Source organism: Ponticoccus litoralis (assembly GCF_039769985.1).
GTDB lineage: Bacteria > Pseudomonadota > Alphaproteobacteria > Rhodobacterales > Rhodobacteraceae > Ponticoccus > Ponticoccus litoralis.
Genome location: NZ_JBDNCH010000002.1, coordinates 1580991 through 1594360, shown reverse-complemented (window position 1 = coordinate 1594360; position 13370 = coordinate 1580991). Strand labels below are relative to the sequence as shown.

The 13370-nt window shown below is 68.4% G+C and carries 10 protein-coding genes and 1 pseudogene; 9 read left to right on the top strand and 2 right to left on the bottom strand.

Features of this window, described 5'->3' with window-relative positions; all coding sequences use genetic code 11:
* Positions 1-52: 52 nt before the first annotated feature.
* Positions 53-1271: pseudogene (locus tag ABFB10_RS08950) on the top strand (MFS transporter).
* A gap of 131 nt (positions 1272-1402) precedes the next feature.
* Here ABFB10_RS08950 and trhO read toward each other — a convergent pair.
* On the bottom strand, positions 1403-2320 hold the full coding sequence (trhO, locus tag ABFB10_RS08945; RefSeq protein ID WP_347166246.1) for an oxygen-dependent tRNA uridine(34) hydroxylase TrhO: 918 nt from the start codon (positions 2318-2320) through the stop codon (positions 1403-1405).
* A gap of 15 nt (positions 2321-2335) precedes the next feature.
* Complete coding sequence (locus ABFB10_RS08940) at positions 2336-3577, bottom strand: Hsp70 family protein (RefSeq protein ID WP_347166245.1); 1242 nt, start codon at positions 3575-3577, stop codon at positions 2336-2338.
* Positions 3578-3682: 105 nt separating this feature from the next.
* On the opposite strand from ABFB10_RS08940, the gene pncA reads away from it, so the two are divergent.
* From pncA to ABFB10_RS08900, 8 genes are all read left to right on the top strand, one after another.
* Positions 3683-4276, top strand: coding sequence for a bifunctional nicotinamidase/pyrazinamidase (gene pncA / locus ABFB10_RS08935; protein ID WP_347166244.1), 594 nt, complete (start codon positions 3683-3685; stop codon positions 4274-4276).
* 251 nt (positions 4277-4527) lie between these two features.
* Positions 4528-5817, top strand: coding sequence for a nicotinate phosphoribosyltransferase (gene pncB / locus ABFB10_RS08930; RefSeq protein WP_347166243.1), 1290 nt, complete (start codon positions 4528-4530; stop codon positions 5815-5817).
* Between the two features lie 377 nt (positions 5818-6194).
* Positions 6195-7169: an ABC transporter substrate-binding protein gene (locus ABFB10_RS08925; RefSeq protein WP_347166242.1), complete on the top strand. Its 975-nt coding sequence runs from the start codon at positions 6195-6197 to the stop codon at positions 7167-7169.
* An 18-nt stretch (positions 7170-7187) separates the two neighbouring features.
* Complete coding sequence (locus ABFB10_RS08920) at positions 7188-7940, top strand: ABC transporter permease (RefSeq protein WP_347166241.1); 753 nt, start codon at positions 7188-7190, stop codon at positions 7938-7940.
* On the top strand, positions 7937-8530 hold the full coding sequence (locus tag ABFB10_RS08915; protein ID WP_347166240.1) for an ABC transporter ATP-binding protein: 594 nt from the start codon (positions 7937-7939) through the stop codon (positions 8528-8530). Before ABFB10_RS08920 ends, ABFB10_RS08915 begins: the two co-directional genes overlap by 4 nt.
* A 260-nt stretch (positions 8531-8790) precedes the next feature.
* Complete coding sequence (locus ABFB10_RS08910; protein WP_347166239.1) at positions 8791-9510, top strand: LuxR C-terminal-related transcriptional regulator; 720 nt, start codon at positions 8791-8793, stop codon at positions 9508-9510.
* 15 nt (positions 9511-9525) lie between these two features.
* Positions 9526-10713: an FIST N-terminal domain-containing protein gene (locus tag ABFB10_RS08905; RefSeq protein WP_347166238.1), complete on the top strand. Its 1188-nt coding sequence runs from the start codon at positions 9526-9528 to the stop codon at positions 10711-10713.
* A complete protein-coding gene (locus ABFB10_RS08900; RefSeq protein WP_347166237.1) occupies positions 10691-13357 on the top strand; it encodes a hybrid sensor histidine kinase/response regulator in 2667 nt (888 codons plus the stop codon). The genes ABFB10_RS08905 and ABFB10_RS08900 overlap by 23 nt, the downstream gene beginning before the upstream one ends.
* Positions 13358-13370 lie beyond the last annotated feature (13 nt).

The following is a 13370-nucleotide window of genomic DNA, read 5'->3' as shown; positions in this document are numbered from 1 at the left end:
TCCGGTCGGATTCGACCTACCAGAGCGGCGCGTCCGGGCCTAGCTTGCGGCCATGAAAAGCGATTCTCTCTTCGACAGCCGGTACAGCTGGCTCCGTCTTGGCATGACCGTGCTGATCGCGGTCATGGGCAATGTCGGAATGTGGGCCATCATCGTCATCATGCCGGAGGTACAGGCAGAGTTCGGCTCTGGCCGGGCGGAGGCCTCGCTGCCCTATGTCACCACCATGTTGGGATTCGCGCTGGGCAATATGGTCATCGGCTAGGGCGGTCGACCGCTACGGCGTGACCGCCGCGCTTTGCGGGGCGGCGGTGCTCAGCGCGGCGGGCTACGGGCTGGCGGCGCTGTCGCCCTCGATCGCGGTGCTGGCGCTGGTGCAGCTGGTCGTGGGTTTCGGCACGGCGGCAAGCTTCGGGCCGCTGATCGCGGATGTCAGCCAGTGGTTCCAGCGGCGGCGCGGCATCGCCGTGGGCATCGCGGCCTCGGGCAACTACCTGTCGGGGGCGCTTTGGCCGGTGCTGCTGGGCTGGCTGGCCGCCGATGCGGACTGGCGCATGATCTACCTGATCCTGGCGGTGCTGACCGTGGTGATCGTGCTGCCGCTGGCGCAGCTGCTGCGGCGGCGGGTGCCGGAAGAGGCGCTGGCACAGGCCGAGGCGGCCTCGCTCAGCCGCGCCCGCGCCACCGGCTTCAGCCCGCGCCAGTTGCAATGGATGCTGGGGCTGGCCGGGGTGGCCTGCTGCGTCGCCATGTCGATGCCGCAGGTGCATATCGTGGCGCTTTGCGTCGACCTGGGCTTTGGCGCGGCGGTGGGCGCCGAGATGCTGTCGCTGATGCTGCTGGGCGGTGTCGTGTCGCGGCTGGTCTCGGGGGTGCTGGCGGACCGGCTTGGCGGCGTGCGCACGCTGCTGATCGGCTCTGCCCTGCAATGCCTTGCGCTGTTCCTCTACCTGCCCGCCGGGGGGCTGGTGAGCCTCTATGTGGTCAGCCTGATCTTCGGCCTGAGCCAGGGCGGCATCGTGCCGAGCTATGCGGTGATCGTGCGCGAGTACCTGCCCGCGCGGGAGGCCGGCGCGCGGGTCGGTTTCGTGATGATGATGACCATCGTGGGCATGGCCCTGGGCGGCTGGATGTCCGGCGCGATCTACGACTGGACGGGCAGCTACCAATGGGCCTTCATCAACGGGATCGTGTGGAACGGGCTGAACATCGCGATCATGGTGGTGATCCTGACGCGCGGCAGCCGGGCGCGGGGCATGGTGGCGGCGTAAGAGGGGGCGCTGCCCCCGCCTTCGGCCCCCGAGGGTATTTTTGCCAAGAAGAAACCGGAAGGGGGCTGTGACGCGGCCCGCGCGGTGAGCGGACCGTTGCGAAGGCGTGGCGCGAGGAGGAGGCCCGGGTCTCAGTCGTCCTCGACATCCGCATGCAGGTGGCGTTCGCCGCGTGCGCGGGCGAGGGCGATCTGTTTCTGCCGCTCGCGGAAGCGGGCCTTGTCCTCGGCGGAGGTTTCCCCGGCGCAGAGGTGGCAGGAGACGCCGTCTTCGTATTCCGGGCGGACGCGGTCCCCGGGCAGGATCGGGCGGCGGCAGGCGTGGCACAGGTCGTGCGGGCCTTCGACAAGCCCGTGGCCGACCGAGACGCGGCCGTCGAAGACGAAGCAGTCGCCCTGCCATGTGCTGTCAGCCTCGGGCACCTCTTCGAGGTATTTCAGGATGCCGCCCTTGAGGTGGTAGACCTCTTCGACGCCCTGTCCGATCAGCCAGTTGGTGGATTTCTCGCAGCGGATGCCGCCGGTGCAGAACATGGCGATGCGCTTGTTGTGGAAGCGGTGCTTGTTGGCCTCCCACCAGGCGGGGAAGTCGCGGAAGCTGTCGGTCTTCGGGTCGACGGCGCCTTCGAAGGTGCCGATGGCGACCTCGTAATCGTTGCGGGTGTCGATCACGGCGACGTCGGGGCTGCGGATCAGCGCGTTCCAGTCGGCGGGTTCGACGTAGTGGCCGGTGCGTGCCGTCGGATCGACGTCGGGCTGGCCCATGGTCACGATCTCGCGCTTCAGCCGCACCTTGAGGCGGGCGAAGGGGCGGTCCGTGGCGGTCGAGAGTTTCCATTCGAGGTCGGCGCAGCCGGGCAGGGTGCGGATCTGCGCCAGGAGCCGGTCGATGCCCGCGCGCGGCCCGGCGACGGTGCCGTTGATGCCTTCGCCCGCCAGAAGCAGCGTGCCGGTGATGCGTTCCGCCGTGCAGAGGTCGATCAGCGGCTGGCGCAGGGCCTCCGGATCCTCGAATCGGGTGAAGTGGTAGAGGGCGCAGACGGTGAACATGGGTTTTCGATAGGCCTAGGCGCGCGCGGTCTCAACAGGTCTTTCTGACGCAATGGCAAGGCCGTTCACGACGGCGGTGAAGACCTCTGTGTCCACTGGCAGGGCGTCGGGCAGGGCGCGGGCCATGGCGGCGCGGACCGGCGCCAGCAGGCTGGAGCCGCCGACGAAAACGCATTGGGTGACGGTGCCCGGCGCCACGCCCGCCTCGGCGATGCAGTCGAGCGCGGTCGCCGCGATCTGCTCGGCAAAGCCCTGCGTGGCCCCGGCCAGCGCGTCCTGCGTCAGCGGGACGGACAGGCCGCGTTCGACCTCTGTCAGGCGGATCAGGCCCTGCGGCGCGCCGTTGGCCTCGATCTTGCCGGCCTCGACCGCATAGGCGATGTCATGGCCAAGGTGGCTTTCCAGCACCTCGGCCAGCCGTTCGAAGGGTTCGGGATCGGGCGCCAGCCGGACCCAGCGCTGCACCTCGCGCAGGAGCGCGGCCTCGTAGACGAAGGGGATCTTCTCCCACGAGGCGAGGTCCTGGAACAGCGCGCGGGGCGCGGTGTGGGTGCGGCTGCCCAGTTCGGCGCCGATCTCGGATTCGTAGCCCAGAAGCGGCATGGCATGGGCCAGCGACAGCGCCTTGTCGAAGTCGGTGCCACCGAGGCGCAGGCCGGTGCTGGCCAGCACCTCTGTCCGGTCGCCCACGCGGTCGCACAGCGTGAAGTCCGAGGTGCCGCCGCCGATGTCGACGATCAGCATGCGGCCCGCGCCGTCGACGGCCAGCGCGGCGGCCTCGGGTTCGGGCAGGAAGTCGACGGCCTTGAAGCCCGCCATCAGGTAGGCCTCGCGCAGGTCCTCCAGCGCCTGTGCGTGCCGCTCTGCGGAGGCGGAGTGGAAGCGCACCGGGCGGCCCGAGAGCGCCGTGTCGAAGCGCATGCCGGTATGCGCCTCGGCCCTTTGCCGGATCTCGGTGAGGAAGCGCGCGATCACCTCGATCAGCGTCACGCGCTCGTTCAGCAGGCGGCGCGGTTCGCGGGCCAGCGGGGTGCCCGGGATCGACTTCAGCGCGCGCATGAAGCGGCCCTCTTGCCCGTCGCGCATGGCCCGGGCGGCGGCGCTGCCGTAGACATAGCGGCGCTCGGCGTAGTCGATGAAGACGGCGGTGGGCAGCGTCTGGGCGCCCGGCTCCAGCGGGATCGCGTAGGGGCGTCCGCCCGCCATGACCCCGGCGGCGGTGTTCGAGGTGCCGAAGTCCAGTCCGATGCGTGCCATCACAATGCCTCCCGAGAGAAAGGGGCGGGGCATAGACCGGCGCGGCGGCCATGGCAATTCCCTTTCGGCGCCCCTAGGGTGGGCGCAAGCAAACGGAGGACTGCCATGCAGGCGCTGATCGTCATCGACGTGCAGAACGACTTTTGCCCCGGCGGCGCGCTGGCGGTCGCGGGCGGGGACGAGATCGTCCAGCCGATCAATGCCCTGATGGCGGATTTCGAGGCCGTCGTGCTGACGCAGGACTGGCACCCGGCGGGGCATTCCTCTTTCGCGTCGCACCACGCGGGCAAGGCCCCCTTCGAGACGGTCGAGATGCCCTATGGTACGCAGGTCCTGTGGCCGGACCACTGCGTGCAGGGCAGCCCCGGCGCCGGGTTCCACATGGCGCTGGAGGTGGACCGCGCCGACATGATCGTCCGCAAGGGCTTTCGCCCCGCTATCGACAGCTATTCCGCCTTCTTCGAGAACGACCGCCAGACCCCCACCGGGCTGGAAGGCTACCTGCGCACGCGCGGCATCGAGAGCCTTGTCATGGTCGGGCTGGCGACGGATTTCTGCGTGGGCTTCAGCGCCATCGACGCGGCGCGGCTGGGCTTTGGTGTCACGGTGCGGCGCGAGCTGTGCCGGGCCATCGACCTCGACGGATCGCTCGCCGCCTCGCTGGCCGCGATGCAGGAGGCGGGCGTCACCCTGACCTAGGGGCTTTGCGGTTCGGTCCGGGCGGGCAGGGGCGCGGCGCGCCCCGATGCGCCGTTGGGTTCCGGCCTGTGTCCTTGTGGCGCGGGCGGTCAGCGCCGGGTTCCGCGCCAAGGCACCATGCCGCGACGGTGCGCTGCGCGCCGGGCGGGTCTGCTGGCCGCACCGGTCCGCCCGGAGCACGGGGAGAAAACGCTTTTCCCTCCCGGAAGCAATGGCGTATCACCCCCAAGGCAGGATGAGGGGGACGTGCCATGGACATCGCCACGCGAGTCTGGAACCACAAGTGGAAGATCGACCCGATCGTCAGGTCGCTGATCGACACCGATTTCTACAAGCTTCTGATGTGCCAGTCGGTCTTCCGCAACCGTCGCGACACGCAGGTGACCTTTTCGCTGATCAACCGGACGCAGTCGGTGCCGCTGGCCAAGCTGATCGACGAGGGCGAGCTGCGCGAGCAGCTGGACCACATCCGCTCCCTGTCGCTTTCGCGCGGCGAAAGCACCTGGCTGCGCGGGAACACCTTTTACGGCAAGCGCCAGATGTTCCGCCCCGACTTCATGGAGTGGTTCGAGGGGCTGCGCCTGCCCGCCTACCATCTGGAGCGCGTGGGCGACCAGTACGAGCTGACCTTCGAGGGCAACTGGCCCGAGGTCATGATGTGGGAGATCCCGGCGCTTGCGGTGCTGATGGAACTGCGCGGGCGCGCCGTCCTGCACGACATGGCGCGGTTTGAGCTTCAGGTGCTTTACGCCCGCGCCATGACCAAGCTGTGGGAAAAGGTCGAGCGCCTGCGCACTGTCCCCGAATTGCGCATCGCCGATTTCGGCACCCGGCGGCGGCACTCGTTCCTCTGGCAGGACTGGTGTGTGCAGGCCATGCTGGAGGGGCTTGGCCCCGAGTTCGTCGGCACCTCCAACTGCCTGATCGCCAAGAACCGCGATCTGGAGGCGATCGGCACCAATGCGCACGAGCTGCCCATGGTCTATGCCGCGCTGGCCGATGGCGACGCGGCGCTGGCCCGCGCGCCCTACGATGTGCTTGCCGACTGGCACGAAGAGCACGAGGGCAACCTGCGGATGATCCTGCCCGACACCTATGGCACCGAGGGCTTCCTGAAGCGCGCGCCGGACTGGCTGGCGGGCTGGACCGGCATCCGCATCGACTCGGGTGATCCCGCGACCGGGGCCGAGGTGGCGATCCGCTGGTGGCAGGAGCGCGGCGAGGATCCGCGCGACAAGCTGATCATCTTCTCGGACGGTCTGGACGAAGAGAAGATCCTTGAGCTTTACGCCCAGTTTGCCGGGCGGGTGCGGATATCCTTCGGCTGGGGCACGCTTTTGACCAATGATTTCCGGGGCCTGACCCCCGGCGACCGGCTGGCGCCTTTCAGCCTTGTCTGCAAGGCGGTCAGCGCCGATGGCCGCCCGACGGTGAAGCTGTCCGACAACCCGAACAAGGCGATGGGCCCGGTGGAAGAGATCGAGCGCTACAAGCGCGTCTTCGACGTCGGCCAGCAGGACGCGATGGAGGTCGTGGTCTAGGCCGGGCGCAGGCGGCGCTTCGTGCACGCGACGGCCCGGGTCTTGTGCCTGCGGCTGACCGTGCCCGTCCCGTCATCGCCCCTGCCGCGCCGGTCCGGGCAGAGGGCGGCGATAGGGGGCTGCCGGCAGGCCCTTGATTCCGGCATGGCGATGCCGACGTTTTTGGTTACCGGCGCCGCGCCGGACGGCGTCGGGAGGAATGCCGGGCCATTCGGCCTATCGGACAAGACCCGCTGCAAGGCGGGCCGCCACGCCGGATGCCTAGGTGACCGGACCGGCTGCACCAAAAAGGCCGGGCCGTCATGCCCGGGCCTGCGATCAAAGTGATACGGGGGCCGGGGAATGCGGGCGTCCGGCTGTCGAAGGGAAGGACAGAGATGCCCGATTTCATCAAGCGCCTCGGGGCCGCCGCGCTGATGGTGACGCTGGCCCTGCCCGCCGCCGCGCAGGATCTGCCGGTGGTCCGCGCCGCGACGCTGAAGATCGGCACCGTCAACTGGGAGCTGGAAACCATCATCCGGAACGGGCTGGACGAGAAACACGGCTTCACGCTGGAGATGCAGCCCTATGCCGACAACGGCGCCACCCGCGTTGCCGTCGAGGGCGGCGAGGCCGACATGGCCGTGGCCGACTGGATCTGGGTCGCGCGCCAGACCGCGGGCGGCAAGGATTACACCTTCATCCCCTATTCCGGGGCCGTGGGCGGCCTTCTGGCGCCGGCGGGCAGCGGCGTCGAGACGCTGCAGGATCTGGCCGGGGGCAAGCTGGGCATCGCGGGCGGCCCGCTGGACAAGTCGTGGCTGATCCTGCGCGCCTATGCGCAGCAGGAGTACGGCATGGACCTCGCCGCCGAGACCGAACAGGTCTTCGGCGCGCCGCCGCTGATCTTCAAATCCGGCCTGTCGGGCGAGCTGGACGGTGCCATCAACTTCTGGCACTTCCTCGCCAAGATGAAGGCGTCGGGCATGGTCGAGGTGATCTCCGTCGCAGAGGCGGCCACCGCGCTGGGCCTGAACACCGACACGCCGCTTCTGGGCTACTACTTCAAGCAGGGCTTCCTGAACGAGACCTCCGGTCTGGCGCAGGCCTTCTACGAGGCCAGCCGCGCGGCCAAGGACATGCTCGCCAAGGACGATGCGGCATGGGAGGCGATCCGCCCGATGATGAACGCGAACACCGACGCGCAGTTCGAGGCGCTGAAGGCCGACTGGATCGCGGGCATCCCGGCGCGCGGGCCGGTTGACATCGAGGGCGCCAACAAGATGCTGGCGCTGATGAACGCGTTGGGCGGCGAGGCGCTGGTGGGCGCGGCCACCGAGATCCCCGGCGGCCTCTTCGCCGACGTGGAATAACGGCAGAAGGATCGCCCGATGACCGGCCCCCCTGCGGCCACCTCTGCCCTGTCGCTTGTCGGGCTGCTGGTGCTCTGGATCGTGGCGGCGGCGCTGACCGCCGACCCGCAGATCCTGCCGCAGCCACGGGCGCTGGTGCAGCCCTTCCTGCGCGAGACCTCTTCCGGCGAATTGCCCTACCACCTTGGCGCGACGCTCTGGCGGGTGGCCTGGGCCTTAGCGCTGGCCATGGGGCTGGGCATCGCGCTGGGGCTGGTCATGGGGCGGTCGGACCGGGTGAATCGCTGGCTCGATCCGTGGCTGGTGGTCTTCCTGAACCTGCCCGCGCTGGTGCTGATCGTGCTCTGCTATCTCTGGATCGGGCTGAACGAGACGGCGGCCATCCTTGCCGTGACGCTGAACAAGATCCCCAATGTCGCGACCGTGGTGCGCGAAGGCGCGCGGGCGCTGGACCCCAACCTCGACGCCATGGCGCGGGTCTACCGGATGTCGGCGCTGTCGCGGCTGCGGCATGTGACCCTGCCGCAGCTGGCGCCCTTCATCACCGGGGCGGCGCGGGCCGGGATCGCGGTGATCTGGAAAATCGTGCTGGTGGTCGAATTCCTTGGCCGCTCGTCGGGCGTCGGTTTCCAGATCCACCTCTATTTCCAGCTTTTCGACGTGGCCATGGTGCTGGTCTACGCCCTGTCCTTCATCGCCGTCATGCTGGTGGTCGAGTGGCTGGTGCTGCAACCACGGGAGCGCCGCGTGCGCCGCTGGAGGCAGGCGTGATCGCGGTCGACGTCACCTCGAAACGCTTCGGAGCCACGCAGGTGCTGGGCCGCGTGCGCTTCGACGTCGCGCCGGGCGAGACGGTGGCGCTGCTCGGGGCCTCGGGGATCGGCAAGTCGACGCTGCTGCGGATCGTGGCGGGGATCGACAGCGATTTTCAGGGCCGGGTGACGCGCCCCGACGCCACGGCCATCGTCTTTCAGGAGCCGACCCTGCTGCCGTGGCGCTCGGCGCTGGACAACCTGCTCTTGACCCAGCCGGGGCTGGACAAGCCCGCCGCCCGGGCCGCGCTGCAGCGTGTCGGCCTTGCGGGCAGGGGCGATGCCTTTCCCGGCCAGTTGTCGCTGGGCCAGCAGCGGCGGCTGTCGCTGGCGCGGGCCTTTGCCGGGCGCCCGGCCTTCCTGATCATGGACGAGCCCTTCGTCTCGCTTGACCCGGAACGGGCTGCTCAGATGATCGGCCTGACCGAGGCGCTGATCGCCGAAACCCGGCCCGCGACCCTGTTCGTCACCCATTCGCGGGCCGAGGCCGACCGCCTTGCCGACCGCGTGCTGGTGCTGTCGGGCCAGCCCGCCACGCTGGAGGCCTGAGGCGCGCCGCGTGTCCCGGCCCTGTCGCTGATCGGTGCCGACCGCATTCGCCCCGGCGCCGTGCTGCCCGACCTGCGGGGCCGCGCCCGGTCCCGACCGGGTCTTCTGCAGCGGGCGGAATAGGGGCCGCAGGCTGCCCTATCAGGCATCCGCATCCGACAGGCCCGGAAAACAGGCGTTCCGCCCGGCCTCTGCAAACCCGCGCGAGATGGTTGCATTACGGTGCATTTCGGCTAGCTTTCCGGTGGGGAGGATTGGCCATGCAACACTTCAAGATGGTCGACTCGGGGCCTTCGGTTTCCACGGTGCTTATCGTGGACGATCATCCGCTGTTCATCGACGCGCTTGCATCCGCACTGGAAGGCGTGTTTCGCGGCGTGACCGTCCGCAAGGCCGGGTCGCTTGGCGCCGCGCTGAAGGCGCTGGACGAAGGGTTCCGCCCCGATCTGGTGATGTTCGACCTGAAGCTGCCGGACGTGCACGGCATTTCCGGCTTCGTGACCCTGCGGGCAAGGGTGCCGGACGTGCCGATCCTGGTGATCTCGTCGCTGACCTCGCGCGCCGTGGTCACGGCGCTGATGCAGGAGGGCTCTGCGGGGTTCCTGACCAAGGACACCCCGGTCGAAGAGCTTCAGTCGGTGCTGGGCGAGATCGCCAAGGGCCGCAAGCATGTGCCCAAGGACTACCGCGACGAAGGCGAAGGGGAAGAGCCCCTGCCAGAGGGCCTGCAAGGCAACCTCGCCTCGCTGACGCCGCAACAGCAGAAAGTCATGAAGCTGATCTGCGCCGGCAAGCCCAACAAGCAGATCGCCTACGAGCTGCAGCTGGCCGAGGCGACGGTAAAGGCCCATATCACCGCCCTGCTGCGGCGTCTTGGCGTGCGCAACCGCACGCAGGCGGCGCTGATGGTCGAGGCGGCGCGCGCCAGCGCCATCGCCACGGAAGAAGAGCCCGAGACCCGCAACTTCCTGTGCCACTGACACCACGGGACTGCCATGCGTGACGATGATTTCCCCCGCGAGGGGCCGTCCTACGTGACGGTCTCGCATTCCCATTCGGACGACCCGCGCACCGCCGTGGCGGAAGCGGCGGGCAGGATCAGCCTGCCCGATACCTGTTTCGTGCTGGCCTTCCTGCCCGCGGCGCTGGACTGCGAAAGCGTCGCCGAGGCGCTGAACGCCCACCTGCCGGGGGTGCCGGTCTTCGGCTGCACCACGGCGGGCCAGATCACCGCCGAGGGCTATCAGAACGACGCCCTGCTGCTGATCGCCTTCAGGCGCGAGAATTTCCGCTGTTCCTCGGCGCTGTTCACGCCGCTGAAGCCGCTGTCCATCGCCTCGATCGTCGAAACGGTCGGCAAGCGGAATGCCAAGTTCACCCATACCGCGGGCTGGAACCGGCTGGCGCTGGTCTTTGCCGACGGGTTGTCCAAGCAAGAGGACCTGCTGGCCTCGGTGCTGGAATCGGTGCTGGAGGGCATCCCGGTCTTCGGTGGTTCCGCCGGGGACGGGTTGTCCTTCGACCGCACGATGATCCTGCATGACGGCGCCTGTCACGACAACGCTGCCCTGCTGCTGCTGGTGGAAACCAACCTGCAGTACCAGGGCCTCAGCTTCGACCATTTCCTGCCCGCCGGGCGCGAACTGGTGATCACGCAGGCGCTGACCGAGGAACGGCTGGTGCTGGAAATCAACGGCGCCCCCGCCGCGCAGGAATACGCCCGGCTGATCGGCTGCGCGGTCGAGGACCTGTCGCCGCAGGTCTTCGCCGAGAACCCGATGCTGGTCTGCCACAGGAACAACCACTACATCCGCGCCGTCGCGGGCATCCACGAGGCGCAGGCCATGTCCTTTCTTGCCGCCATCGACGACGGGCTGATCATGACGCTGGGGCGCGGCAAGGAGATCCTGCCGACGCTGGAGGCAGAGCTGGACCTGCGCACGCCCGCAGGGGCGCCGCCCGACTTCATCCTCGCCTTCGACTGCGTGCTGCGAAAGCTGGAGATTGAGCAGAAGCAGCTGGGCGCGCAGGTCTCGGACATCTTCCGGCGGCACAGCGTCTTCGGCTTCAACACCTACGGCGAACAGCACCGCGGGCTGCACATGAACCAGACCTTCGTCGGCATCGCCTTCTTCGATCCGGAGGAGGTCGCCTGCATTGATGAACCTGATCGACCCCGATGAAGCGCTGGAAACCCGGCTGGAGCGGCAGAACAAGATCATCAACGCGCTGGTGCGCCGCGCCACCCGGCAGAACGACATCGGCCAGACCGCCTACAGCGCCTTCCAGTCGGCCATCGAGTTGCAGGCGCAGGTCGCCGCCAAGAACCGCGATCTGGAACGCGCCACGACCGAACTGGAAAGCGTCCGGGTCGAACGCGAGCGCACGCGCAAGAACCTCGACGAGGCGCTGTCTGCCATGGGCGAGGGCTTTGCGCTCTTCACCGAGGGGCGGCTGGACGTCTGCAACGACCTGTTCCGCAACATCCTGCCCGACATATCCCCGCGCCTGACGCCGGGGCTGTCGCTGCAGGGCTATTTCGCGCTGATGGGCGACAGCCGGCACCTGGTCTCCACCGACCGGCAGATCGGGTCTACCGCCATGGCCGCCCCCTCCGGTTCGCTGGTGATCGAGCTGACCGGCGACCGCTGGTATCAGCTTTCGGTGCAGCGCACCTCGTCCGAGAACATGATCCTGCTGCTGACCGAGATCACCTCTATCGTGCGGCAGAACCGCAGCGAGAAAGAGCACCTGATCGACAGGCAGGCCGATTATTTGCAGGCGGTCTTCGAGAACATGACATCGGGCATCTGCACCTTCTCGGCAGAGGGTGAGGTGGTCATGCACAACCAGCAGTTCCGGCAATTGTCGGGGCTGCCCTACACGGCGCTGCAAAAGGGCATGACCCTGACGCGGCTGCTGCACCTGCTGTCCAGCCGGGGTTACATCGCGGAACGCGCGCTGTTGCAGGTGGACGTCTGGCGCCAGCGGCTGATGCGGAAGGGCCGGGTGCGGCGGCAGGTGCGCAGCCGCACCGGGCAGGTCTTCGACCTGCAGGCCAACCTTCTGCCCGACGGCGGCTTCATCGTGGAACTGAAGGACGTGACGCTGGAAAACCGCGCCACCGAGACGCTGGAAAACCGCGTGACGGAACGCACGGCGGAACTGACCCGCACCAACGAGCGCCTGACCCAGCAATACGAGGAAAAGGCCCGTGTCGAAGAGGAACTGCGGCTGGCCAAGGAACGCGCCGAGGCGGCGGTGCGCTCGAAGACGCGCTTTCTGGCGGCGGCCTCACACGACCTTTTGCAGCCGATCAACGCGGCCAAGCTGCTGATCGCCACGCTGAAGCAGAACGCGGTGGATACGGTCCACGCGCCGATGATCGACCGGCTGAAGGGGGCGTTTTCCTCGATAGAGCAACTGCTGCACGCGCTTCTGGACATCTCGCGGCTGGACAGCAGCGATCAGGACACGGTGCATCCGACGGTGCTGAGCCTCGGGTCGATCATGCAGGGCGTCTTCGAGGACCAGATGCCGCTGGCCGAACAGCGCGGGGTCGATCTGCGCATGGTGTCCTGCCCGGTGCATGTGCGCTCTGACCCGACCTACCTGCTGCGCTCGGTGCAGAACCTCGTGGTGAACGCGATCCAGTACTCGCAACCCGGCGGGCGCGTGCTGATGGGCTGCCGCAGGCGCGGCGACAAGATAGAGCTTCAGGTCTGGGATACCGGCATCGGCATCGGCGAAGAGGACCAGGGCCGCATCTTCGAGGAATTCGCCCGCGCCGGGAACGTGCCGTCGGGGTCGGGCGTGGGGCTGGGCCTGTCCATCGTGGAACGCACCTGCCGCCATCTGGGGCACCGGCTCTGGATGCATTCCGAGATCGGCGTCGGGTCGGTCTTCTGCATCGAATTCGACCCGGTCGACGGCGCCGACCTGATCCCCGAGCCGCAGCCCGGCCCGGCGGTGATCGGCGACGTGCCGATGGACCGCATCGCGCTGGTCGTCGAGAACGACGCCAACGTGCTCTTTGCCACCACCCAGACGCTGGAGACATGGGGCGCCAGCGTCCTGCCCGCCGGGTCCACCGCCGAGGCCCTGCAGCATGTGCGCGATATCGGCATGGCGCCGGACATCCTTCTGGTCGACTACCAGCTGGACGATCAGGACACCGGCATCGCCGCGATCCGCGCGATCCGGGCCGAAACCGGCGTCGAGGTGCCCGCCATCATGATCACCGCCGACCGGCGCGAAAGCCTGCGGCAGGCCGGGGAAGAGATGGGCTTTGCGGTGATGACCAAGCCGGTGCAGGTGTCACGGCTGCGCCCGCTGATCGAATGGAAGATCCGCGAACACGCGCAGCGCGCCGCCGCCGCTGACGGCAATGCCGGGGGGACGGCGGGCGCCAGCCGCCCAGCCTTGGCTGACGACGGCTTGCGGCAAGGCAATGCCGGTGGCCGCTGGTTGCGCGGACGACGGGGCTGTCCACGCGCCGCAGCGGAGGCGGAGGGATGGCGGCGCATGCCTCTGGGTGGTGTCGGAAAAAATGCGGGTGACCTGCGGCGGGCGCGGGCCGCGCCGGTCTGCGCGGCAGGCGCGGTCCCGGGCAATGGATGCAATCGCAGCGGGCCCATCGATAGGGGCGGGGCAATTGGCCGTCGTGACCGGCGCAGCACCCGGAAATTCAGTGAAAACAGGCCTCTAGCGGATCTTCCGGGCCAGCCCCTTTCCCGGGAAACCATGCCGGTGGCCCCCCGGTCCCGCCCCCGGCCGCGTCATGCAAACTATAGTCTGCATTGTTCGGTATACCCTGGCCTTCCATAGTGGCTATCAAGGA